At 60.1% G+C, this 22,321-nt stretch carries 22 protein-coding genes; 16 read left to right on the forward strand and 6 right to left on the reverse strand.

Translation table 11 applies throughout. The annotated features are described in order from the left end of the window. Nucleotides 1-100 precede the first annotated feature (100 nt). Both DMZ65_RS04300 and DMZ65_RS04305 read left to right on the forward strand, forming a co-directional pair. On the forward strand, nt 101-2,356 hold the full coding sequence (locus DMZ65_RS04300) for an NADP-dependent malic enzyme (protein ID WP_116597688.1): 2,256 nt from the start codon (nt 101-103) through the stop codon (nt 2,354-2,356). Between the two features lie 40 nt (nt 2,357-2,396). Further along, on the forward strand, nt 2,397-3,272 hold the full coding sequence (locus DMZ65_RS04305; RefSeq protein ID WP_116597689.1) for a ribokinase: 876 nt from the start codon (nt 2,397-2,399) through the stop codon (nt 3,270-3,272). Nucleotides 3,273-3,275: 3 nt separating this feature from the next. Here the strand turns inward: DMZ65_RS04305 and msrA are convergent, their stop codons facing one another. Then, nucleotides 3,276-3,935: a peptide-methionine (S)-S-oxide reductase MsrA gene (gene msrA / locus DMZ65_RS04310; RefSeq protein WP_116597690.1), complete on the reverse strand. Its 660-nt coding sequence runs from the start codon at nt 3,933-3,935 to the stop codon at nt 3,276-3,278. Between the two features lie 155 nt (nt 3,936-4,090). Between msrA and DMZ65_RS04315 the strand changes: the two genes are divergently transcribed. After that, nucleotides 4,091-4,804, forward strand: coding sequence for a sulfotransferase-like domain-containing protein (locus DMZ65_RS04315; protein ID WP_116597691.1), 714 nt, complete (start codon nt 4,091-4,093; stop codon nt 4,802-4,804). A gap of 97 nt (nt 4,805-4,901) precedes the next feature. Then, entirely contained in the window at nt 4,902-5,318 is a 417-nt protein-coding gene (locus tag DMZ65_RS04320) for a DUF7282 domain-containing protein (RefSeq protein WP_116597692.1), read from the forward strand. Between the two features lie 100 nt (nt 5,319-5,418). Here the strand turns inward: DMZ65_RS04320 and DMZ65_RS04325 are convergent, their stop codons facing one another. Next, complete coding sequence (locus DMZ65_RS04325; protein WP_116598117.1) at nt 5,419-6,645, reverse strand: argininosuccinate synthase; 1,227 nt, start codon at nt 6,643-6,645, stop codon at nt 5,419-5,421. 107 nt (nt 6,646-6,752) lie between these two features. Here DMZ65_RS04325 and DMZ65_RS04330 point away from each other — a divergent pair, with 107 nt between their 5' ends. Together DMZ65_RS04330 and ilvA are read left to right on the forward strand one after the other, a co-directional pair. Beyond that, entirely contained in the window at nt 6,753-7,523 is a 771-nt protein-coding gene (locus tag DMZ65_RS04330; protein ID WP_116597693.1) for a hypothetical protein, read from the forward strand. 37 nt (nt 7,524-7,560) lie between these two features. After that, nucleotides 7,561-8,787: a threonine ammonia-lyase IlvA gene (gene ilvA / locus DMZ65_RS04335; RefSeq protein WP_116597694.1), complete on the forward strand. Its 1,227-nt coding sequence runs from the start codon at nt 7,561-7,563 to the stop codon at nt 8,785-8,787. Between the two features lie 62 nt (nt 8,788-8,849). On the opposite strand, the gene DMZ65_RS04340 is transcribed toward ilvA, so the two are convergent. Beyond that, nucleotides 8,850-9,167 carry an Hpt domain-containing protein gene (locus DMZ65_RS04340; RefSeq protein WP_116597695.1) on the reverse strand — a complete coding sequence of 106 codons (318 nt, stop codon included), beginning with the start codon at nt 9,165-9,167 and terminating at the stop codon, nt 8,850-8,852. Nucleotides 9,168-9,293: 126 nt separating this feature from the next. Here DMZ65_RS04340 and DMZ65_RS04345 point away from each other — a divergent pair, with 126 nt between their 5' ends. Further along, a complete protein-coding gene (locus DMZ65_RS04345; RefSeq protein ID WP_198662626.1) occupies nt 9,294-10,607 on the forward strand; it encodes a PP2C family protein-serine/threonine phosphatase in 1,314 nt (437 codons plus the stop codon). On the opposite strand, the gene DMZ65_RS04350 is transcribed toward DMZ65_RS04345, so the two are convergent. After that, entirely contained in the window at nt 10,593-11,036 is a 444-nt protein-coding gene (locus DMZ65_RS04350) for an NUDIX hydrolase (protein WP_116597696.1), read from the reverse strand. The genes DMZ65_RS04345 and DMZ65_RS04350 overlap by 15 nt on opposite strands. A 78-nt stretch (nt 11,037-11,114) precedes the next feature. Between DMZ65_RS04350 and hslO the strand changes: the two genes are divergently transcribed. The 7 genes from hslO to DMZ65_RS04385 all read left to right on the forward strand — a co-directional run bounded on the left by hslO (nt 11,115) and on the right by DMZ65_RS04385 (nt 19,477). Next, nucleotides 11,115-12,110, forward strand: a complete 996-nt coding sequence (hslO, locus tag DMZ65_RS04355; RefSeq protein ID WP_116597697.1) for an Hsp33 family molecular chaperone HslO — start codon at nt 11,115-11,117, stop codon at nt 12,108-12,110. Beyond that, complete coding sequence (locus tag DMZ65_RS04360) at nt 12,100-12,699, forward strand: CoA pyrophosphatase (protein ID WP_438942699.1); 600 nt, start codon at nt 12,100-12,102, stop codon at nt 12,697-12,699. Before hslO ends, DMZ65_RS04360 begins: the two co-directional genes overlap by 11 nt. Further along, nucleotides 12,696-13,850: a CCA tRNA nucleotidyltransferase gene (locus tag DMZ65_RS04365; RefSeq protein WP_116597699.1), complete on the forward strand. Its 1,155-nt coding sequence runs from the start codon at nt 12,696-12,698 to the stop codon at nt 13,848-13,850. Before DMZ65_RS04360 ends, DMZ65_RS04365 begins: the two co-directional genes overlap by 4 nt. Before the next feature lie 81 nt (nt 13,851-13,931). Continuing rightward, on the forward strand, nt 13,932-15,788 hold the full coding sequence (locus DMZ65_RS04370) for an ABC transporter ATP-binding protein (protein ID WP_116598119.1): 1,857 nt from the start codon (nt 13,932-13,934) through the stop codon (nt 15,786-15,788). Continuing rightward, a complete protein-coding gene (locus DMZ65_RS04375; protein ID WP_116597700.1) occupies nt 15,785-17,617 on the forward strand; it encodes an ABC transporter ATP-binding protein in 1,833 nt (610 codons plus the stop codon). The genes DMZ65_RS04370 and DMZ65_RS04375 overlap by 4 nt, the downstream gene beginning before the upstream one ends. Before the next feature lie 37 nt (nt 17,618-17,654). Then, nucleotides 17,655-18,875, forward strand: a complete 1,221-nt coding sequence (locus DMZ65_RS04380; protein WP_116597701.1) for a class I SAM-dependent RNA methyltransferase — start codon at nt 17,655-17,657, stop codon at nt 18,873-18,875. Between the two features lie 107 nt (nt 18,876-18,982). Continuing rightward, entirely contained in the window at nt 18,983-19,477 is a 495-nt protein-coding gene (locus tag DMZ65_RS04385; protein ID WP_116597702.1) for a L,D-transpeptidase family protein, read from the forward strand. A gap of 53 nt (nt 19,478-19,530) precedes the next feature. Here DMZ65_RS04385 and dalA read toward each other — a convergent pair whose 3' ends face one another. Next, nucleotides 19,531-20,049 (reverse strand): divisome-associated lipoprotein DalA, encoded by a 519-nt coding sequence (gene dalA, locus DMZ65_RS04390; protein ID WP_116597703.1) that lies wholly within the window; start codon nt 20,047-20,049, stop codon nt 19,531-19,533. Between the two features lie 168 nt (nt 20,050-20,217). On the opposite strand from dalA, the gene DMZ65_RS04395 reads away from it, so the two are divergent. Both DMZ65_RS04395 and DMZ65_RS04400 read left to right on the forward strand, forming a co-directional pair. Then, entirely contained in the window at nt 20,218-20,820 is a 603-nt protein-coding gene (locus DMZ65_RS04395; protein ID WP_116597704.1) for a L,D-transpeptidase, read from the forward strand. A 148-nt stretch (nt 20,821-20,968) separates the two neighbouring features. Next, nucleotides 20,969-21,160 carry a ferrochelatase gene (locus tag DMZ65_RS04400; RefSeq protein WP_084350953.1) on the forward strand — a complete coding sequence of 64 codons (192 nt, stop codon included), beginning with the start codon at nt 20,969-20,971 and terminating at the stop codon, nt 21,158-21,160. Between the two features lie 97 nt (nt 21,161-21,257). On the opposite strand, the gene hemH is transcribed toward DMZ65_RS04400, so the two are convergent. After that, nucleotides 21,258-22,319 (reverse strand): ferrochelatase, encoded by a 1,062-nt coding sequence (gene hemH, locus DMZ65_RS04405; protein WP_116597705.1) that lies wholly within the window; start codon nt 22,317-22,319, stop codon nt 21,258-21,260. Nucleotides 22,320-22,321 lie beyond the last annotated feature (2 nt).

A 22,321-nucleotide genomic window follows, 5' to 3' on the forward strand; every position in this document is an offset into this window, starting at 1 on the left:
CAAAGCACGCCTTGCGGGTAAAAGCCGAAAACGAGGACAGTTGAGGCATGCTGCATGCTGCGTTAAGCACGAATAATCGTCCAGCAGGAGAGACAGGCGCATGGCCAAACAGAAATACACCCGCGAAGAGGCACTTGCATTCCATCTGGAACCCTCGCCCGGCAAGTTTGAGATCACTGCGACCGTACCGATGACCACGCAGCGTGACCTCAGCCTTGCCTATTCGCCGGGCGTCGCCGTTCCCTGTCTGGAAATCGCCGCCAATCCCGAAACGGCCTATGATTACACCAACAAGGGCAATCTGGTTGCCGTGATCTCCAACGGTACGGCGGTTCTGGGGCTGGGCAATCTTGGCGCGCTTGGTTCCAAGCCGGTGATGGAAGGCAAGGCGGTGCTGTTCAAGCGCTTCGCTGATGTCAATTCCATCGACATCGAGCTGGATACCGAAGACGCAGACGCGTTTTGCAATGCTGTTCGGCTGATGGGGCCGACATTTGGCGGCATCAACCTTGAGGACATAAAGGCGCCCGAATGTTTCATCATCGAGCAGCGCCTCAAGGAAGAAATGGACATCCCCGTCTTCCATGACGACCAACACGGGACTGCGGTGATCTGCGCGGCAGGCTTGATCAACGCGCTGCATATTTCCGGCAAGAAGATCGAAGACTGCAAGATCGTTTTGAACGGCGCCGGTGCTGCGGGGATTGCCTGCCTGGAGCTGGTCAAGTCGATGGGTGCCAAACACGAAAACTGCATCATGTGCGACACCAAGGGCGTGATCTATCAGGGCCGCACCGAAGGCATGAACCAGTGGAAATCTGCTCATGCGGTCAAGACAGAGGCGCGGTCTCTGGAAGAGGCGATGAAAGGCGCGGATGTGTTTCTCGGCGTGTCCGCCAAGGGTGCTGTAACGCAGGATATGGTTGCCGCGATGGCCGATGATCCGGTGATCTTTGCGATGGCCAACCCTGACCCAGAAATCACCCCCGAAGAGGCGCATGAGGTCCGTGCCGATGCCATCGTGGCAACGGGCCGGTCGGACTATCCCAATCAGGTGAACAATGTCCTGGGCTTTCCGTATCTGTTTCGCGGGGCGCTGGACATCCATGCGCGTGCGATCAATGACGAGATGAAGATCGCCTGCGCGCAGGCATTGGCCGAACTGGCCCGCGAGGATGTGCCCGACGAGGTCGCGATGGCCTATGGGCGCAACCTGTCTTTCGGGCGGGATTATATCATCCCGACGCCGTTCGATCCCCGGTTGATCCACCGGATTCCCCCTGCCGTTGCGCGTGCCGGAATGGACACCGGTGCCGCGCGGCGCCCCATTATCGACATGGATGCCTACGAGGCGTCGCTCAAGGCGCGGATGGATCCGACCTCTAACATCTTGCGGGGCATCAATGCGCGCGCCCGCGCCGCTCAGGCCCGTATGATCTTTGCCGAAGGGGATGATCCGCGCGTTTTGCGTGCTGCGGTCATGTATCAACGCAATGGGCTGGGCAAGGCGCTGGTTGTCGGCAGGCAAGATGACGTCAAGGCCAAGCTGGAGGCCGCCGGAATGGGCGACGCGGTGCGCGAGCTGGAAATCGTCAACGCGGCGAACACGCGCCACTTGCAGGCCTATAAGGAGTTTCTTTACGACAGGCTGCAACGCAAAGGCCATGACCGGCAGGACATACACCGCCTTGCCACGCGCGACCGGCATGTCTTTGCCGCGCTGATGCTGGCACATGGCCACGGCGACGGGCTGATCACCGGCGCGACCCGCAAATCTGCGCATGTGATGGAGTTGATAAACCACGTCTTTGACGCGGACGCACAGCACGGTGCGGTTGGCGTGACCGCGCTGCTTCACAAGGGCCGGATCGTGATGATCTCTGACACGTTGGTGCATGAATGGCCGGATGAAGAGGATCTTGCCACGATTGCCGAACGCAGTGCCGATGTTGCCCGGCATCTGGGGCTGGAGCCGCGCGTGGCATTTGTCAGCTTCTCGACCTTTGGCTATCCGGTGTCCGAGCGTGCCGAAAAGATGCATAAGGCGCCCAAAGTGCTTGATCGGCGCGGCGTCAGCTTTGAATACGAAGGCGAGATGACCGTGGATGTGGCGCTTAATACCCGGTCGCAAGAGAATTACCCGTTCTCGCGGCTGACCGGCCCTGCCAATATTCTGATCGTTCCGGCGCGGCACTCGGCGTCGATCTCGACAAAACTGATGCAGGAAATGGCGGGTGCCACTGTCATCGGGCCAATTCTGGCAGGGATCGGCGAGTCGATTCAGATCTGTTCGTCAGTATCAACCGCCAACGACATCTTGAACATGGCTGTACTGGCCGCCTGCAAAGTCGGATGAACCGCGCAGGTCTGACGACCAAAGCAGAAGGAGCGCGCCTGTGACGATTTTCAACTTGGGTTCTATCAACGCCGATATTGTCTATCGTGTGCCGCATCTGCCCAGCCCCGGCGAAACGCTGTCCTGCGGTTCGATGAGCCGCGGCCTGGGCGGCAAGGGCACGAACATGTCGGTGGCCGCGGCCCGCGCGGCGGCGCATGTGGTGCATATCGGTGCTGTCGGTCAGGATGGGGTCTGGGCGCGGGATCGCTTGCTGGAATACGGCGTCGACACGCGGGGCATTTCGGTTCTGGATCAGGACGCATCGGGCCACGCGATCATCTATGTCGATGATGCCGGCGAGAACACGATCATTCTGTATGCAGGCACAAACCGGCTGATTTCGACGCAGATGTTGGCGGACTCACTGGCCAAGGCAGGCCCCGACGACACGCTGTTGATGCAGAATGAAACCAATGCCCAGGTAGAGGCCGCAAGGCTTGCTGCGGACAAGGGCATGAAGGTCGCCTATGCCGCAGCGCCTTTTCAGGCGGAGGCGGTCGAAGCAGTGCTGAGCTTTTGTGACTTTCTCATTCTGAACGAGGTAGAGGCCGCCCAACTGCAAGACGCCACCGGGCTTGCCCCGGAAAGCTTGCCCGTGCGCGATGTGATCGTGACATTGGGTGCCAAGGGCAGCCGATGGCACCAGACCGAAACCGGCGAGTGCCGGGACTTTCCGGCGCTGCCCGTCGAGGTCGTCGATACAACAGGCGCTGGCGATACGTTTACCGGCTATGTTCTGGCGGGGCTGGACCGTGGCTTGCCAATGGCGCAGGCCATTTCTCAGGCAACCCGCGCCGCCGCGCTGCAAGTCACAAGGCTTGGCGCGGCGGATGTCATTCCAGACCTGAAGGATATTCAGGACGACGTGTCCTAGCGGCTATCCTGCAAATGGCGCAGCATCGCCCCAAAGCTGTTTGACACGCTCATCGCGCCCGCAGGCGTCGCGGTAGCGCTTATATGCCTTGGCTTGGCTCAACGGACCAAAGCGGGTCAGAACCAGGCTGGTCCCTTCGTAATAGCCCTGATGATAATCCTCGGCCTTGTAGAACGGCTTTGCATTCAGGATCGGCGTCACGATCTTCTTGCCAAGGACTGCCTGTGCGTCTGATTTAGCCTTTTTGGCAGCCGTGTTTTCGGCCTTGTCAGAGACGAAAATCGCGGTGCGATAGCTTTCGCCCCGGTCACAGAACTGCCCGCCTGCATCGGTGGGATCGATGCTGCGGAAGAACGCGGAAAGCAGGCTGTCCAGACTGACGCGGCCCGCATCATAGGTGATCTGCACGGCCTCGTAATGGCCGGTGCCACCGCGTGTGACCTGCTTGTAGGTCGGGTTTTTCACCGTACCGCCGGTATAGCCGGACACGGCGGAAATCACGCCGGGCACTTTTTCGAAATCAGCCTCGACGCACCAGAAGCAACCTCCGGCAAGGGTGATCGTCTTGTTCGGGCCAGCCTGCGCCTCTTGGCTTTGCAGGGTCAGGCCCGCAATGATCAGGATGGACAATAGCAAGGGTTTGAATTTTAAAAATAGGCTCATGGCAACGTACCTCCGTTGCACATAACCGTGCCAGCAGGGTGCCCCTCGCGTCCAGTCATTGTCATGGCTTGTCACGCATTGGTGACGCGACTTTACTGTCTTGGCTTTGCGCCCGCCCGCATCTAGCGTGGCCGCAAACAGCCGTTGGAGGTGTCATGAAAATTGCAATGTGGTCGGGGCCGCGCAACCTGTCGACGGCGATGATGTATGCGTTCGGGAACCGGTCCGATTTTGCCGCGGTGGACGAGCCGTTTTATGCGGCCTATCTGGCGCAGACCGGTCTGGCCCATCCGATGCGCGAGCATATCATCGCGTCGCAATCGACAGATCCGGCCAATGTCGTGCAGGGCTTGCTTGGGCCGAACCCGCACCATGCCCCTCATGTCTATCACAAGCATATGGCCCAGCACATGATTGAAGGCGTGCCGCGTGACTGGCTGGGCAAGGTCGCCAATGTCTTTCTGATCCGCCATCCGGCACGCGTTGTTGCCAGTTTTGCCGCGAAATACGAAAATCCAACTCTGGATGACATCGGTTTTGTCCAGCAGGCAGAATTGTTCGACGAAATCACCGCCATTGGACATCAGCCGCTGGTTTTGGACAGTGCCGATATTCGGGACAATCCCGAAGGCATGTTGCGCAAGCTTTGCGCCGAACTGGGGCTGAGCTTTGACCCCGCGATGCTGGAATGGCCGGCCGGGGCAAAACCCTTTGACGGCGTCTGGGCACCGGTCTGGTACGGCGCGGTACATGAATCAGTCGGTTTCGCGGGGCCCGAAGGGCCGCTTCCAGAGGTCACAGGCAGATTGGCCGCTTTGGTCGAGGCCGCCTTGCCCGCCTATGAAAAGATGCGCCGATACGCTTTGTAGGGATTTTTTTCAGCGGCGTGAAACTAATTGCGTGTCTGTCCGTGTCTAAGCCATACGCCGCAGCGTATTGCGGCGAAAACCAGACACGGAGTTAAAAATGAACAAGTTTCTGATCCTCGCCCCTGCCGCTATGCTTGCCGCCAGCACAGCCTTTGCCGCGTCGCATTCCATGGCGCCAATGGTTGAAGCGTCTGACCAAAGCGTTGCCAACGGCATCGTAAGCGCCGATATGGTTCAGGCCGCCGAAAACGGATGGCTGGTTGTTCACCGCACCGATGCCGACATGAAGCCCGGTCCGGTTGTGGGCCATGCGCCCCTGCGTGGCGGCGAGAATGTCGATGTGGCCGCGATTCTGACAGAGGACGTCAAATCAGGCGAGATGTTGATGCTTATGGTCCATTCCGAAGCGGGCGGAATGTCGACTGGCGTTTTTGAATACACTTTGGGCGCGACGGAAGATGGACCGATCAAGCCGGACGGAAACTTGGTAATGACGGTCGTCACGGCCGAATAAGCCAAATCGCGTTGATAACGAGTACACTTTGTAACCAGTAGAAACGAAGATGGCCGGCCCCGAAAGGGTCGGCCATGCTCGTTTCAACATGCGGGCTTTGTTAGCCCTTAAATCGCTTGTTCCGCGCCGCGAGCAGTTTCAGGCGCAGCGCATTCAGTTGAATGAACCCGGCCGCGTCCTTTTGATCGTAGGCTCCGGCATCATCCTCGAATGTCACATGCGCCTCGGAATACAGCGAATGATCGGACCAGCGGCCAACCGTGCGCGCAAGACCCTTGTACAGCTTCAGCCGGACGGTGCCGGTGACATGTTCCTGGCTCTTGTCGATCAGCGCCTGCAGCATTTCGCGTTCGGGCGAGAACCAGAAACCGTTATAGATGATCTCGGCATAGCGCGGCATCAACTCGTCTTTCAGATGCGCCGCGCCGCGGTCCAGCGTGATCTGTTCGATGCCGCGATGCGCCTCCAGCAGGATAGTGCCGCCGGGCGTTTCGTAGATGCCGCGCGACTTCATGCCCACGAAACGACCCTCGACCAGATCAAGACGGCCAATGCCATACTTGCCGCCATATTCGTTCAGCTTCGTCAGGATGGTCGCGGGCGACATCGCCTCACCATTGATCGCAACCGGATCGCCCTTTTCGAAGGTGATTTCGATGAATTCGGGCGTGTTGGGCGCATCCTCTGGATTGACGGTGCGCTGGTAGACGTAATCGGGCGCGTCCTGCGCGGGATCTTCCAGCACCTTGCCTTCGGACGAGGTGTGCAGCAGGTTCGCATCAACCGAGAACGGCGCCTCGCCGCGCTTGTCCTTGGCGATCGGGATTTGGTTTTCCTCGGCAAAGGCCAGCAGCTTGGTGCGCGAGCTGAGGTCCCATTCCCGCCAGGGTGCAATCACCTTGATGTCGGGGTTCAGCGCATAGGCGCAAAGCTCGAACCGGACCTGGTCGTTGCCCTTGCCGGTCGCACCATGGGCCACCGCATCGGCACCGGTGGCTTCTGCAATCTCGACCAGCCGCTTGGAAATCAGCGGCCGCGCAATCGACGTGCCCAGCAGGTACAGACCCTCATAAACCGCGTTGGCGCGGAACATCGGGAAGACGAAATCGCGCACGAATTCCTCGCGCACATCCTCGATAAAGATGTTTTCGGGCTTGATGCCCATCATCTCGGCCTTCTTGCGGGCGGGTTCCAGCTCTTCTCCCTGACCCAGATCGGCGGTGAAGGTGACAACCTCGCAGCCGTATTCGGTCTGCAACCATTTCAGGATGATCGAGGTATCGAGGCCACCGGAATAGGCCAGAACAACTTTCTTGGGCGCGGACATGGGCAGCACTTCCTTGTTCAGTATCGCGGGGCGGATAGCGGGTTTTGTTGCGCAGCACAAGATGGTGGCATTGGCGGCGGCAGGCTCGCGTGCTAGCACAAGCGCAAATGGTGCAGGAGTTTTCGATGTTGGGTTGGCAGATTTTCGTCCATTCGGTCCGCTTGGTGTTCAACAACCTTGGCGCAGCGTTCCGAATTTCCATGGTTCTGTACCTCGTGTCGGTCGCGGCCCAGGTGTATGGCTATCTCAATGCCGATATGGCCAGCGCGATCAACGACGGCACTTTCCCGACCGGGGCGGGGCAATTTGCTGTGATGACGATGGTCCTCAACATGCTCGGCCTCGTGGCAAGTCTTTGGATCGCTGTCGCCTGGCACCGTTTTGTCCTGGCAGAGGACTATCCCGAGGGGTATCTGCCCCGGATGCATGGCGGCAAGATGCTTGGCTATTTCGGGCGTTCGATATTGATCGGGATCATCGTCGCCGTCGGGGTTCTCATTGCCTCGATGCCACTTGCCATGATCGGTGCCATCGCACCGCCATTGACGGTGCTGATTATTCCGGTGGCCATTGGTCTTGCTTCGGTCCTGTTTTTCCGGTTCGGGTCGATCCTGCCGGCCTGCGCAATCGGCAAAAACCTGACCCTGGGCGAGGCATGGGCCGCGACGCGGGATCAGGCCCCGACCTTCGTGGTTCTGGGCGTTGTCGTCAGCGTCGCAACGCTGATCGTGGTGCTGCCAAGCCTGCTGAACAGTGATCCGGGGTCGACCATCAATTTGATCTATATTCTGGTGGTGAACTGGTTTGTGACAATCATCGGTATCTCGCTGCTGACCACAGTCTACGGTCATTTCATCGAAGGCCGCAGCATCGACTAGGCTTGCCTCGTTTGCCATCATGGGACACTGAACGAAGATGACTGATTTCATCAAAAAGGCGCGTGACGCCACCAGCGCAATGCGCGATGTCTTTCCGCCAACCCCGTTGTTGCTGAACGCGCATCTGTCGGAAACCTACGGGTGCGAGGTCTGGCTGAAACGCGAGGATCTGTCGCCGGTGCGCAGCTACAAGTTGCGCGGGGCGTTCAACGCGATGCGCAAGCAACCCGATGCGCCGGTTTTTGTCTGCGCCAGTGCCGGCAATCATGCGCAGGGTGTCGCGTTCATGTGTCGCCACTTTGGCAAGCGCGGTGTGATCTTCATGCCGGTGACGACGCCGCAACAGAAGATCCAGAAGACGCGGATGTTTGGTGGCGAAAACATCGAGATCCAGTTGACCGGCGATTATTTCGACGACACGCTTCGCGCCGCGCAAACCTATTGCACGGAGACCAACGGTCATTTCCTGTCGCCGTTTGACGATGAGGACGTGATCGAGGGTCAGGCCTCTGTCGCCGTCGAGATCGAGGAGCAGTTAGGCGGCAAGCCCGATCATCTGATGTTGCCGGTTGGCGGCGGCGGGCTGTCTTCCGGCGTGCTCAGCTATTTCGGAACGGATGTGCAATATACGTTTGTGGAACCGGCGGGCGGTGCCTGTTTGCATGCGGCCTTGCAGATGGGGCGGCCGGTAAAGCTCGACTCCGTCAATACCTTTGCAGATGGTGCCGCTGTCGGACAGATTGGCGAACGGACATTCGCCCGCCTGAAGGGTGTCGGTCTGGCCAATTCGCTGACCATCCCGGAAGACCGGCTTTGCGTCACCATGTTGGAAATGCTGAACGTCGAGGGGATCGTGCTGGAACCGGCAGGCGCTTTGGCCGTCGATGCGTTGCGCGATCTGGGCCATGCAATCCGCGGGCGTCGCGTGGTGTGCGTCACCTCCGGCGGAAATTTCGATTTCGAGCGTCTGCCCGAGGTCAAGGAGCGGGCACAGCGCCATCAGGGGTTGAAGAAATACTTTATCCTGCGCATGCCACAACGGCCCGGAGCGTTGAAAGAATTTCTGAACTTCCTTGGTCCCGAAGATGACATTGCCCGGTTCGAATATCTCAAGAAGTCTGCGCGGAATTTCGGCTCCGTTCTGATCGGGATCGAAACTCGCGATGCATCGAGTTTTGGCGCCTTTCTGGCCAAGCTGGACGCCGCAGGCTTCACCTATACGGACATCACCAACGACGAGACATTGGCACAATTCGTCATTTGATCCTGCGTTGAGCGGGCCGGATGCGATGGCGAAGGCAGCAAGCGGGCAGAGGTCACAGCAGATCAGGCCGTGACCTGTTGCAGAAACGCGTGGCGCGAGGCGTCATATAGCTGTCTGATCGCGTCGCGGTCTATCTCTTCCGGCCTGTCGGCGCGCGCTGCGGCTTCGCCTTCAAGACACCGGGTCGCAAATGCCTGAAACCCCAGGTTCAACGCGCTCCCCTTGAGCAGATGCAACATGGCCTCAAGCTCGGAATTTTGTGCGTTTGGCAAAGCCTCAAGCGTCTCTTCTACCTCTGCCAGAAACAGGTCGACCACCTCATCGAAATCGTCTGCGCCGATTTCGTCGCGTAGCTCAGATATGCGTTGCCAATCTATCATCGCGGCCTCCTGCCAGAACGGTATCGGACAAATACTAAGAAATTGTTGCGGGTTTTTAGGGGTGGGGATTCACTAAAGTTTAATCAGCGCTGGCCTAAACCCGAACGAATGAAATCGAACACGCAGATGAAGGGCGCTCCTGTGACCACGGCGGTGGATAATTCACTCAAGGCAATGGTGGGCAGTGCAACGCTGCGCATGGCTTTGGTGGTCGATGACAGCAGGCTCCAGCGAAAAATTATCACCAGCCTGTTGCGAAAATGGGGGCTGGAGGTGATCGAGGCCGCATCGGGGGATGAGGCAATCGTCCTGTGCGAGAACCACCAGCCAGACCTTGTATTGTCCGACTGGATGATGCCCGGCATGGATGGGCTGGAATTTTGTCGTCGATTCAGACAGATGGCGCGCGACAGCTATGGGTATTTCATCCTTCTGACATCCAAGGGCGAAAAAGATGAAATCGCACGGGGGCTGGATGCTGGTGCCGACGATTTTCTGACCAAGCCCGTGAATGCGGCAGAGTTTCGCGCCCGGATCACCGCCGGCGCGCGGATTATGCAGATGGAACGCGAGTTGAACCAGAAGAACCGCGTGATTTCGGAAACATTGGGGACATTGCAGACCCTGTATGACGCCATCGACAAGGATCTCAAACAGGCCCGCAAGATCCAGGACTCTCTGATGCCGGAAACCGTGCGCGATTTCGGGGCGTCGCGTGTCAGCCTTCTGCTCAAACCCTGTGGACATGTGGGCGGCGATCTTGTCGGCATGTTCAGCCCCGATGACATGCAGTTGGGATTCTACAGTATCGATGTGTCCGGTCACGGCATTACCTCTGCGATGATGACGGCGCGGGTGGCGGGCTATCTCAACAGTTCCTTTCCGGACCAGAACATCGCCATGGAGCGCGATACCGATGGCCATCTTAAACTGCGCCCACCCGAGGTTGTCGCCCGCATGTTGAACGACCGATTGAATGCGGATGCGGGCGTCGAGGAATATCTGACACTTCTCTACGTCGTGGTCGACCTTCGCACAGGTGTCGCGAAACTTGTTCAGGCCGGACATCCGCACCCATTGGTCATGCGGGCGGATGGCAGTGCTGAATTCATCGGATGCGGTGGTGTGCCCGTGGGGCTCGTAAATAACGTGACATATGACCAATCCGAGATCCGGCTTGCCCCCGGTGATCGGCTATTGCTTTATTCTGACGGGTTTTCGGAATGCGTGATGAAAAACGGGCAGATGCTGGATGATGACGGGCTGCACCGACTGGCAACTTCGACGCCGCACACTGGCAGTGGCGCCGACTATTTGCAGGATATGTTCTGGCGGCTTGCCGAAGATATGGCAACGCCGGGGCAGTTGACTGACGACGTGTCAGCCGCATTGCTTGAATTTGGATGCCCAGAGGTCAATCAGATCTCAGCGCAATCCTAGCATCCGGCGGACAAAATGCCGATCTCCGGCATTTGCCAGCTCGACCATCGCATCGCGTGGTTTCATCCAACAGGCCGTGTGATCCGGCTCTACAGGGTTCCCGCAACTGCGAACCGGGATCGCGAGATAGACGGTGCAGATCTTCTCTGCCCAGATATCGTAGTCCGGCATGAAGGTAAAACGCCGGAATACGCCCAGCCTGCGGGGCCGTGCAATCGTCCAGCCAGTCTCTTCCCAAACCTCGCGATGCAGCGCGCGCAATGGCGATTCGCCCGGATCAATGCCACCACCGGGCAGCTGAAACTCTGGTTCCGGTTGCGATTGAAAGGTCAATAACAAGCCGCGCTTGCCGGGCAGGATGGCGTAGACTCCGGGCCGGGCTACATAGTTTTGACCGGGCAGGGGGCTGTTGCCAAACCGTCTTGTCATTTGCCGCCCCCTTGGCCGATTGCTTGCCGTCCCTATATTGTCGCTGTATGCCAAGACGCCACGGCCAAGGAAACCCCCATGACACTCGGTTCTAAACTCGCCTGGGACGACACCGTCCTGCCCTTTCAACTTGACCGCTCGGATATTCGCGGCCGGGTCGCGCGGCTGGACGGCGTTCTGGACGGCATCCTGAAACAGCATGACTACCCGCCCCAGGTCGAGGCACTGGTGGCGGAGATGGCGTTGTTGACCGCGCTGATCGGGCAGACGATCAAGCTGCGCTGGAAACTGTCCTTGCAGGTTCAGTCCAAAGGCCCGGTGCGCATGATCGCGACCGATTTCTACGGCCCCACGAAAGAAGGCGAACCTGCCAAGATCCGCGCCTATGCCAGCTATGATGCCGACCGCCTGACAGACGGCCCGGCGCGTGACAATGTGGGCGAAGGCTATTTCGCGATCATGATCGACCAGGGCAAGGGCATGACGCCGTATCAGGGCATCACGCCGCTGACAGATGCCACGCTTTCCAACTGCGCAGAGACGTATTTCGCCCAGTCAGAGCAGTTGCCGACCCGGTTCGCGCTCAGCTTCGGACGGTCCACCGAACCGGGCGTGCCGGAACATTGGCGTGCCGGCGGGATCATGTTGCAGACGATGCCAAAGGCGTCCCCGGCAGCGGGCGGCGAAGGCGGCTCCGGCGAGGGTGGCCTGTTGGCGGCGGACGATATTCTGGATGACGACGCCAGCGAAAACTGGAACCGCGCCAATCTGCTGCTGGATACGGTTGAGGACATCGAACTGATCGGCCCCAGCCTGCCTGCGACCGATCTGCTGGTGCGGCTGTTTCACGAAGAAAACCCGCGCGTGTTCGATACACAGCCGGTTCGGTTCGGCTGCACCTGCTCGGAGGACCGCGTGCGTCAAAGCCTGTCGATCTATTCCGCCAGGGATATTGAGAAGATGACGACGGATCAGGGGACGGTCACGGCAGATTGCCAATTCTGTGGCGCGCATTATGTGCTCGATCCGTCGACTGTCGGTTTTGAAGCAAAGGGTGACGAGGGTGACAACTGACACCCTCAAACTGCTGCGTCGCGCGGTTGAGCCGTCGGGATCCGCTTCCTCGGATTTCGACCTCAATCCCGGCGTGGTTCTGCCTGAGGGCCGAAGGCTGCGGCCTGCCGGCGTACTTGTCCCGGTGCTTGAGGGGCCGGACGGGCCAGAAGTCATCCTTACGAAACGGTCCTCGGCGCTGAAGCATCATCCGGGTCAGATTTCCTTTCCCGGTGGCAAGCAGGATGACACCGATGCCGATGTCATCGCCGCCGCCCTGCGCGAGGCGCGCGAAGAGATCGGGCTGCCAACCGAACTGGTTGATGTGGTCGGCACATTGCCCACGCACGAAACAGTCACGTCCTTCACCATTACGCCGGTCATCGGGATCATTTCCCGACCCTTCGATCTGATCCCGGAACCCGGCGAGGTCGCCGAAGTCTTTCGCGTGCCGTTGCACCACCTTTTGGTGCCGGAAAACTACACTATTCAGGGGCGCCGCTGGCGCGGCCAGACCCGTCATTATTATATCGTGCCATTCGGACCCTACTATATCTGGGGGGCCACCGCGCGCATCCTGCGAGGTCTGGCAGAGCGGTTGTCGCGATGACCCGCCTCATCGGCACCTGGTTTCTTGCGCCCGAAACGCAGGCAGTCATGCAGATGCTGGAGGCAGGTGGCTATCTGGCCTATTTCGTTGGCGGTTGCGTGCGCAATGACCTGCTGGGCGTGGCGGTCAGTGATATGGATATTTCCACCAATGCCCTGCCACAGCAGGTGATGGCCCTCGCCGAAGGCGCTGGGCTGAAGACGGTCCCCACCGGCATTGAACATGGCACAGTTACGGTCATCTCGAACGGCGTCCCGCATGAAATCACCACGTTTCGCGCTGATGTAGAGACGGATGGCCGCCGCGCCGTGGTCGCCTTTTCGGGCGATATTGCCGAAGACGCCGTGCGCCGCGACCTGACGATGAACGCGCTTTATGCGGACCGGACCGGAGAAGTCATTGATCCGCTGGGCGGCCTGCCGGATTTACGCGCGCGGCGCGTCCGGTTCATCCTGAATGCGACTGACCGGATCCGCGAGGATTATCTGCGGTCGCTGCGCTTTTTCCGCTTTGCGGCATGGTATGGTGATCCCGATCAGGGCTTTGACGCCGAGGCGCTCTCGGCGATCGCGACAAATCTGGACGGTCTGCAAACATTGTCGAAAGAGCGTGTCGGGTCGGAAATGCTCAAGCTGCTGGCGGCCCCGGACCCGGCCCCGGCGATTGCGGCAATGGACCATACGGGCGTTTTGCGGGTGATCCTTCCCGGCGCGGTCTCAACGGCGCTGGCACCGCTTGTGCATCACGAAGACAGCCTGAACATTCCACCCGATCCTCTGCGCCGCCTCGCCGTTCTGGGGGTCCGCGACGGTGAATCCCTGCGCCTGTCAAAGGCACAACAAAAGCAACTTACGTTGCTGGGGGATCTGATCGGCAACATGGATAGCCCCGAAGCCCTGGGCTACCTTTATGGCGCCGACACTGCCCTTTCGGTTCTGATCTTGCGGGCGGCGTTGTTTGACTCTGTCCTTGACCCGCAATGGCTGCACACCGTCCCCGATGCAGCCGCCCAGAAATTTCCTATCAATGCCAGGGACTTGATGCCGGAATTGACCGGCCCTGCGCTGGGCGAAAAGCTGAAGGCGCTTGAAACGAAATGGATCGCATCTGGCTTCACCCTTGACCGCGATGCCCTGCTTGGCGACACCTGACTGGCCACAGAACCCAAGGCATGGTCTTTGGGCGTGAAATCGGTGACAGTGCGCCAACCCGATCAGATCAGAGCCTCGCCCGTGTTTCGTTTTTTTGAACGCCTTGTAGATCCCTATTGCGACTATCCGCGTCAGGACAGGCCGCCGACGAAGCTGTGGCCGTTCCTGCGCGGCTATTCCGTGCCGTTCAAACGCGTCTTTGCACTGACCGCGCTGGCTTCGGTCGTCGTGGCCACGGTCGAGATCGCATTGATCTGGGCGATGGGCTGGATTGTCGATGTGCTGAACGGCGACCCCGCGCAGGTCTGGGCGGACCATGGGACAAAGTTCATCCTGCTCGCGCTGTTCATCCTGTTCCTGCGGCCCGTGTTGCAGATGCTGGATGTGTTGTTGCTGAACAACGCGATCATGCCGAATTTCGGGACATTGATCCGCTGGCGCGCGCATGGGCATGTGCTGCGCCAGTCGGTCGGCTGGTTCGAGAATGACTTTGCCGGGCGCATCGCCAACCGCATCATGCAGACACCCCCCGCGGCGGGCGAGGCGGTGTTTCAGGTCTTTGACGCGATCACCTTTGCGCTTGCCTATGCTGTCGGCGCGCTGGTCATGCTGGGGCAGGGCGATGTGCGCCTGATGATCCCGCTGGTTCTGTGGCTTGCGCTATATGCCCTGCTGATGCGGTGGACCATCAAACGCGTCGGCCCCGCGTCCAAGGCGGCGTCGGACGCGCGCAGCCTTGTCACCGGGCGCGTCGTGGACAGCTATTCCAACATCCATTCGGTCAAGATGTTCGCCCATCACGACCGCGAGTTGGAGTTTGCCCGCGAAGCGATTGAAAAAGCGCGCCAAACTTTTGCCGCCGAGATGCGGATCTTCACGATCATGGATGTGACGCTTGTGGCGCTGAATGGTCTGCTGATCGTCGGGGTTGTTGGCTGGGGCTTGCTGCTCTGGACGCAGGGGCAGGCCTCGGTTGGTGTCGTGGCGGCCGCGACCGCGCTGACCTTGCGGCTGAACGCGATGACAGGCTGGATCATGTGGGCGCTGACCAGCCTGTTCCGAGAGCTTGGCGTCGTTGCCGAAGGGATGGAGACGATTGCCCAGCCGATTGATCTGGTGGATGGCCCGGATGCGCCGCCGCTTGTGCTGTCGGATGGGCGCATCTCGATTCAAAACTTGTCGCATCATTACGGCCGCGACGCTGGCGGGCTGGACGGGGTCACGCTGGACATCCGGCCGGGCGAAAAGGTCGGGCTTATCGGTCGTTCCGGCGCGGGCAAATCCACCCTGGTCAAGCTGCTCTTGCGGTTTTACGACGTCGAACAGGGCCGCATCCTGATCGACGGGCAGGACATCTGTGCCGTGACGCAGGACAGCCTGCGCAGCCAGATCGGGATGGTGCAGCAGGACAGCGCCTTGTTGCATCGCTCGGTCCGCGACAACATCCTCTACGGGCGGCCCGACGCAAGTGAGGCAGAGATGATCGCCGCCGCGCAAAAGGCCGAGGCGCATGAATTTATTCTCGATCTCAGGGATCCGCAGGGGCGCACGGGCTATGACGTGCAGGTCGGCGAACGCGGGGTGAAGCTGTCGGGTGGCCAGCGCCAGCGCGTCACACTGGCCCGCGTCATTCTGAAGGACGCGCCCATCCTGCTGCTGGACGAAGCGACAAGCGCCCTGGATTCCGAGGTCGAGGCCGCGATCCAGACAACCCTTTATGGCATGATGGAGGGCAAAACCGTGATCGCCATTGCGCATCGGCTGTCCACCATCGCGCATATGGACCGGATTCTGGTGATGGATCAGGGCCGGATTGTCGAGGAAGGCACCCATGACGCGCTTTTGGCGCAAGGCGGACTATATGCCGGGTTCTGGGCGCGCCAATCCGGCGGCTTCCTGACAACCGACGATGCTGACGAAACCGAGGCGACCGCATGAAACTTGCCGACTGGATCAACCATTTCGCACCCGCCGATGGCCCGCCGCCACGCACCCTGCTGGCGTTCTTTCGCTGGGGTCTGCGCGGGACCGGACGGGTGTTGGCTCTTGCCGGGGCGGTTTCCATCATCGCCGGCATAACCGAGGTGATCGCCGCATTGCTGCTGGGCCGGGTGATTGACGCGGCGCTGTCCTCGGACGCGCAATCGGTCTTTGCCGACCAAAGCGGCATCCTTTTATGGTCGCTCTTGTTCTTCATCCTTCTGCGCCCGGCTATTCTGGGCGTCGCGTCGGTGACGCAATCGGTCATGGTGCAGCCCAACGTGCTGAACCTGATCCTGTCGCGCCTGCACCGCTATACGCTGGGGCACGCCGTTACGTTCTTCGACAACGATTTTGCGGGCCGTATCGCGCAAAAGGAATGGCAAACCGCCCGCGCGATGAACGATTCCGTGGTCGAGATCCTGCATACGGTGCTGTTTGCGCTCGCCTCGGTGGTGGGCGCGGTGCTGATGCTGGGCACGGTGGATCTGCGCATCGCCGCCGGACTGGTGGTGTGGATGCTGGGCTATGGTTTTCTGATCCGTCATTTCATGCCCCGCATCCGCCAGCGGTCCAAGGCGCGGGCCGGCGCGCGGGCAATGACCACCGGCCAGATCGTCGATACCGTCACCAATATCAAAACCGTCAAGCTGTTCGCCCATGCCGATTACGAGGATCGCGCGGCTTTGGGCGCGATGCAGACCTATCGCGACCGGTCGGTGGAGTTTGGCTACATCTCTGTGGCGTTCCGGTTCTGGCTGATGGCGCTGGCGGGCATTCTGCCGGTGCTTCTGGTGGGCGGCGCGCTGTTTTACTGGAACCTTGGCCTTGTAAGCGCAGGCGACATCGCCGCAACGGGCGCCGTGGCGCTGCGGCTGGCGCAAATGACCGGCTGGGTCAGCTTCACCCTGATGGCGCTTTACGCCAATATCGGCGAGGTCGAGGACGGGATGCGCACGCTTACCCCGCCTCATACGCTGGTGGACAAGCCGGATGCGCAGGATCTGCAAGTGACGGATGCGCAGGTCGATTTCAAGGATGTCAGCTTTGCCTATGGGCGGCGCACTGGCGGGATCGAGAACGTGTCCCTGACCATTCATCCGGACGAAAAGCTGGGCATTGTCGGCGCGTCCGGGGCCGGCAAATCGACCCTCGTGGCGCTGCTCTTGCGGCTCTATGACACCGAAGGCGGCACCATCCGGATTGACGGGCAGGACATTGGCGGCGTGACGCAGGAATCCTTGCGGCGAAAAATCGGCATGGTCACGCAGGAAACCGCCATGTTCAACCGCTCGGCGCTGGACAACATTCGCTATGGCAGGCCCGAAGCCACCAAGGAAGAGGTGATTGCCGCCGCCAAACAGGCCGAGGCGCATGAGTTCATCCTGAAGATGCAGGACCATATGGGCCGCGAAGGCTATGGCGCGCATCTGGGCGAGCGTGGCGTCAAGCTGTCCGGCGGTCAGCGTCAACGGATCGCCCTGGCCCGTGCCATTCTGAAAGATGCGCCGATTCTGGTGTTGGACGAGGCGACAAGCGCGCTGGATTCCGAGGTCGAAGCCTCGATTCAAGAGGCGCTGGACCGGGTGATGCAAGGCAAGACCGTGCTGGCCATCGCGCACCGCCTGTCCACGATCTCCAGCATGGACCGGATCATCGTCATGGATGACGGTCGCATCGTCGAGACCGGCACGCATACGCAGCTTCTGGCGCGGGGTGGGCTTTACGCGCGCTACTGGGACCGGCAGTCGGGCGGCTTTATCGGATCGCAGGATGCCGCCGAATAGGCTGGATCGCGGCGCAGACTCGGGGTAGGGCCAGCCCATGACAATAGTGACAATAGAACGGCTGGGACATCACGGCGACGGCATTGCAGCCGGTCCGATCTACGTCCCGCGCACTCTGCCCGGCGAGGTGGTCGAAGGCGAGATCACGGGCGACGCAATGCCATTGCCCAGAATCGTGACGCCCTCGCCTGACCGGGTAAAAGCGCCCTGTCGGCATGCCGCGTCCTGTGGCGGGTGTCAGTTGCAGCATGTGTCGGACAGGTTTGTCGCGTATTGGAAGCTGGGCATCGTGACACACGCGCTGGCTGCACACGGGTTGGAGGTTCAGCCCCGCCGGATCCTGACCTCTCCGCCCTCTACCCGCCGCCGTGCCGGGTTTTCCGCGCGCCGCACCAAGAAGGGGGCGATGGCCGGGTTCCACAAACGCGGCGCCGATGTGATCGTCGAGGTGCCGGATTGCCTGTTGGTCGATCCCGCGATTGCCGCCGCCCTGCCCATGGTCGAGGCGCTGGCGATTGCCGGCACCAGCCGCAAGGCAGAGCTTTCGGTCATGGTCACCACCTCGCTTGGCGGGCTGGATGTCGCCGTGTCGGGCGGCAAGGAGGTCGATCCGCAACTGCAAATGCAGCTTGCCGCGATTGCCGAAAAGTTCGATCTGGCGCGCCTGACCTGGGAGGCGGACCTTGCCTTGACCCGCCGCATGCCGGAACAGCAGTTCGGGCTTGCGCGCGTAACGCCCCCCGCCGGTGCGTTCCTGCAAGCCACGCCCGAAGGCGAAGCGGCGCTTTTGTCTGCCGTGACCGAAGCCGTCGGAAGTGCTAGCCGCATCGTGGATCTTTTTGCCGGATGCGGCACGTTCGCCTTGCCGCTTGCGCAGGCGGCGGCGGTGCATGCGGTCGAAGGGGATGCGGCGATGATGCAGGCACTGGATGCCGGTTGGCGCAAGACGCCGCTGCTGCACGCCGTTACCCATGCCACGCGCGACCTGTTCCGCGCGCCGCTGGATGTCTCTGACCTGAAGGGGTTTGACGCCGCAGTGATCGACCCGCCCCGTGCCGGGGCACAGGCGCAGATCGCCGAGCTTGCCAAAAGCGGCATTCCGGTCATCGCGCATGTGTCATGCAATCCGGTGACATTTGCGCGGGATGCAAAGGTGCTGGTCGATGCCGGATACAGGATTGACTGGATTGACGTTGTCGATCAGTTCCGCTGGTCCACGCATGTCGAACTGGTCGCGGGCTTCACGTTGAACGCCTGAGGCGGATCGCCGCCGCAATCGGCGGTTCGTGTTGATAATCCCCCTACCTTCGTTGCCCGAAAAAATGTACCCTGTCACCTGAGGCAAATACAAAAACAGGCAGAAAAATGCGGGTATTCAGGTTTCTTGCAGTCGCCATGCTGATGATCGGCGTGTCGGGCTGCGCGAGCAAGTTCAAGACATATAATGGCCCCGAAGTGACTCAGGTGATCGTCAACAAGGGCGAGCGGCGGATGTATCTGCTGCACAACACCGAAGTGCTGGAGGCCTACGATATTGGCCTTGGCTTTGCGCCATCCGGTGACAAGAAGATCAGCGGCGACGGGCGCACACCCGAGGGCAACTATCTGATCGACCGGCGCAATCCGAACAGCGAATTCCACTTGTCGGTCGGAATCGATTATCCCAATGAGGCCGATCTCGCCGAGGCGATCGCGATGGGTGAATCGCCCGGAGGCGACATCTTCATTCACGGCAGGCCGCGGAAATACCGGGACGGCAAGCGTGACTGGACAGCAGGGTGCATCGCCGTGACGGACCGCGAGATCGAACAGATCTACGCCATGGTGAAAAACGGGACACCGATTTCAATCCAGCCTTAGGCGTGAGCGCAAGGCCCCGGATCAAGTCCGGGGCAGGTTGTGGTGGGGCGGGCCTAGTTGCCCATCACCATGGTCCACCAGATTTTGCCATTGTTTTCCTGGTGCCACGAAAACCCCATATTGCGGGCTTCGGCGCCGACGATCACGTTGCGGGTGGCGGGCGTTTCCATCCATGCGGCCAGGGTTTCGAGCTCTGTCTCGTAGGTTTCCGAGATGTTTTCGCCCATGAGTTCACCCGAATACCCGGCGCGGCGGACCCGGTCCAGCGGCGAAGAACCGTCGGACCCGAAATGCCACGGACGGTTCTGCGCCGCCATATCGCGCGAATGCGTGGCCGCCGCTGCGGTAAGCTGCGCATTCAGCTGGACCGGGGACACGCCTGCGGCCTGGCGCAGCGCGTTGACCGAATCGAGCATTCTGAACTGGATGCGCGACTCAGAGCCCGCGCTGATTCGGTAGACCTTTGGCGCCGGCCTGCCATCTGCCAGAACCGGGGTTGTGACCACGGGTGCAGGCGCACATGCCGAAAGCGCCAGCAGGGTCGAAATGGTCAAGAATATGGCACGCATCATGTGTCTGTCATCCGTTCATTGCACTGCATCAGGCATAACGGTGCTTAGGTTGCTATTCAAACCCACATCCGCGTGAGTCGGCCCAATGACGCCGGATTGAATTGCGACTGAGGCATTCCCGCAATAAATATGTTACCATAATTTCTGTTTTCATTATGGAGTTCCAAGATGACAAAGCCGATACCTCGGATTTTTGACCGTCGTGGCTTTTTGGCTGCTGGCGCTGCGTTCGCTGCAACGCCCGCCTTGGCACAGGATGTCAACGGTGCCGACACGGTCGAGATTGAACGTGACCTGTCGCAGGTTGTCCGCCGCAATATCTCCAGCTTTCGGGCGCTGGACTGGCAACCCTATTTCAGCTCTCTGGCCAATGGTGCGGTCCTCGTCGACATCACGTCGCGGGCCTTGCATTACTGGTCAGAGGATGGCGCGACCTACAAGCTTTATCCGTCCTCGGTGCCTTTGACAGAGGATCTGACCCGCCGTGGCCGCACCAGCGTGATCCGCAAGGTCGAGGGCCCCAGCTGGGCACCGACGCCCGCGATGAAAAAGCGCAATCCGGAATGGCCGGACTTTGTTGGTCCCGGCCCGGACAACCCGCTTGGCACGCATGCGCTGTATCTCAGCTGGCAGTATTACCGCATCCACGGCACCCATGACACCCGCAAGATCGGCCGTCGTTCTTCCAATGGTTGCATCGGTTTGTACAACGAACACATCCAGGAGCTGTTCAGGCTGACGAAGGTCGGAACACAAGTGTTGCTAATTTGACGACATTGGATCGGGGCTGCCTCGAAAGCGTCAAGGTTGCGTTTGCATTAGGCGAAAATAGCTGCTTAGAAAGAGTTACGAGGTAAGTCTTGGGTGCTTGCTGTTAGCCCTGCGTGGGAAACTGCAAGCGTATTACTGGAGGTATACAATGAAGAAACTCGCACTCGCCGCTGTCCTGACAGCCGCCGCTTCGACCGCAATGGCCGGTTCGTATGCAAAAGACGACGTAGTAATGGAGCCGGTTGTGGTTGTTGAAGAAGCAGCGACAAGCTCTTCTTCCGCTGGCCTGATCATTCCGCTGGTTCTGCTGGCAGTTATCGCAGCAGCCGCGTCCAACTAATTCCCCTACGGAATTAAAGAATTCGAAAAGGGCGGTGCGAAAGCGCCGCCCTTTTTACATGCGTGCTGGGTTTACACGCGTGCCGGCCGGGCCGGGGTCAGACCCAGCCCTGAAGATTCTGGTCAATGACGCCTGCCAGCGCCGCCACATGCGCCGGATCGTCGTTCAGGCAGGGGATATAGGTGAACTGTTCGCCGCCCGCCTCTTCAAAGCTTTCGCGGATCTCTTCGTTGATTTCTTCCAGCGTTTCGATGCAATCGGCGGAAAACGCGGGCGCAATCACCGCGATCTTCTTCTTGCCTTCTTCCTTTGCAAGCCGGGCGACCTCTTCCACCGTATAGGGTTTCAGCCATTCCTCGGGGCCAAAGACCGACTGGAACGTGGTGCGAATCTCTGTGTCGGCCCAGCCCAGCCGTTCCGTCAGCAGCCGGGTCGTTTTCTGGCATTGGCAATGATAGGGATCGCCCTGCATCAGATAGCGTTTCGGCATCCCGTGATAGGAACAGACCAGAATATCGGGCTTCTCGCTTAGCGCCGCATAGCCACGTTCCACCGATTGCGCCAACGCCTCGATATAAAGCGGCTGGTCGAAATACGGGTCGACCACACGCGCGGTAGGTTGCCAGGTTTCCTTCATCAGCGCGCGGAAGAACTGATCGTTCGCGGTGGCAGAGGTGGCACCGGCGTAATGCGGATAAAGCGGAAAAAACAGGATCTTGCGGCACCCGGCCTCGACCATCGCGCGGAGTTTCGATTCGGTTGAAGGGTTGCCGTAGCGCATACAGAAATCGACCATCACCTGATCGCCATGCCGCGCCTGCACCTCTGCCGCGATTGCCGCGGTCTGGTCGCGGGTGATCGTCATCAGCGGGCTTTCGTCCTTTTGTGTGTTCCAGATCGACCGATAGGCCGCGCCGGAACTGAAGGGACGCTTGCTCAGGATGATAAGCTGCAACAGCGGCTGCCATTTCCAGCGCGGGTAGTCGATCACCCGCTTGTCGGACAGAAATTCGTTCAGATAGCGCCGCATCGACCAGTAATCATGCCCGTCGGGCGTGCCCAGATTGGCAAGCAGTACGCCGATCTTCGGTTTGGCGATTTCCGGGTGGTCAGCAGGCGCATTTTCGGGACGGCTGGCAGAATGAGAAGCATCAAGCATGG

The organism is Primorskyibacter marinus (assembly GCF_003313245.1).
GTDB lineage: Bacteria > Pseudomonadota > Alphaproteobacteria > Rhodobacterales > Rhodobacteraceae > Primorskyibacter > Primorskyibacter marinus.

Excerpts from the sequence above, each read along its gene's own strand:
- DMZ65_RS04385 (WP_116597702.1), top strand. The coding sequence starts at position 18,983 with ATGCGGGTATTCAGGTTTCTTGCAGTCGCCATGCTGATGATCGGCGTG.
- DMZ65_RS04375 (WP_116597700.1), top strand. The coding sequence starts at position 15,785 with ATGAAACTTGCCGACTGGATCAACCATTTCGCACCCGCCGATGGCCCG.
- msrA (WP_116597690.1), bottom strand. The coding sequence starts at position 3,935 with ATGAGCCTATTTTTAAAATTCAAACCCTTGCTATTGTCCATCCTGATC.
- DMZ65_RS04400 (WP_084350953.1), top strand. The coding sequence starts at position 20,969 with ATGAAGAAACTCGCACTCGCCGCTGTCCTGACAGCCGCCGCTTCGACC.
- DMZ65_RS04330 (WP_116597693.1), top strand. The coding sequence starts at position 6,753 with ATGGTGCAGGAGTTTTCGATGTTGGGTTGGCAGATTTTCGTCCATTCG.
- DMZ65_RS04350 (WP_116597696.1), bottom strand. The coding sequence starts at position 11,036 with ATGACAAGACGGTTTGGCAACAGCCCCCTGCCCGGTCAAAACTATGTA.
- hemH (WP_116597705.1), bottom strand. The coding sequence starts at position 22,319 with ATGCTTGATGCTTCTCATTCTGCCAGCCGTCCCGAAAATGCGCCTGCT.
- dalA (WP_116597703.1), bottom strand. The coding sequence starts at position 20,049 with ATGATGCGTGCCATATTCTTGACCATTTCGACCCTGCTGGCGCTTTCG.
- DMZ65_RS04365 (WP_116597699.1), top strand. The coding sequence starts at position 12,696 with ATGACCCGCCTCATCGGCACCTGGTTTCTTGCGCCCGAAACGCAGGCA.
- hslO (WP_116597697.1), top strand. The coding sequence starts at position 11,115 with ATGACACTCGGTTCTAAACTCGCCTGGGACGACACCGTCCTGCCCTTT.
- DMZ65_RS04345 (WP_198662626.1), top strand. The coding sequence starts at position 9,294 with ATGAAGGGCGCTCCTGTGACCACGGCGGTGGATAATTCACTCAAGGCA.
- DMZ65_RS04395 (WP_116597704.1), top strand. The coding sequence starts at position 20,218 with ATGACAAAGCCGATACCTCGGATTTTTGACCGTCGTGGCTTTTTGGCT.
- DMZ65_RS04320 (WP_116597692.1), top strand. The coding sequence starts at position 4,902 with ATGAACAAGTTTCTGATCCTCGCCCCTGCCGCTATGCTTGCCGCCAGC.
- DMZ65_RS04380 (WP_116597701.1), top strand. The coding sequence starts at position 17,655 with ATGACAATAGTGACAATAGAACGGCTGGGACATCACGGCGACGGCATT.
- ilvA (WP_116597694.1), top strand. The coding sequence starts at position 7,561 with ATGACTGATTTCATCAAAAAGGCGCGTGACGCCACCAGCGCAATGCGC.
- DMZ65_RS04300 (WP_116597688.1), top strand. The coding sequence starts at position 101 with ATGGCCAAACAGAAATACACCCGCGAAGAGGCACTTGCATTCCATCTG.
- DMZ65_RS04340 (WP_116597695.1), bottom strand. The coding sequence starts at position 9,167 with ATGATAGATTGGCAACGCATATCTGAGCTACGCGACGAAATCGGCGCA.
- DMZ65_RS04325 (WP_116598117.1), bottom strand. The coding sequence starts at position 6,645 with ATGTCCGCGCCCAAGAAAGTTGTTCTGGCCTATTCCGGTGGCCTCGAT.
- DMZ65_RS04315 (WP_116597691.1), top strand. The coding sequence starts at position 4,091 with ATGAAAATTGCAATGTGGTCGGGGCCGCGCAACCTGTCGACGGCGATG.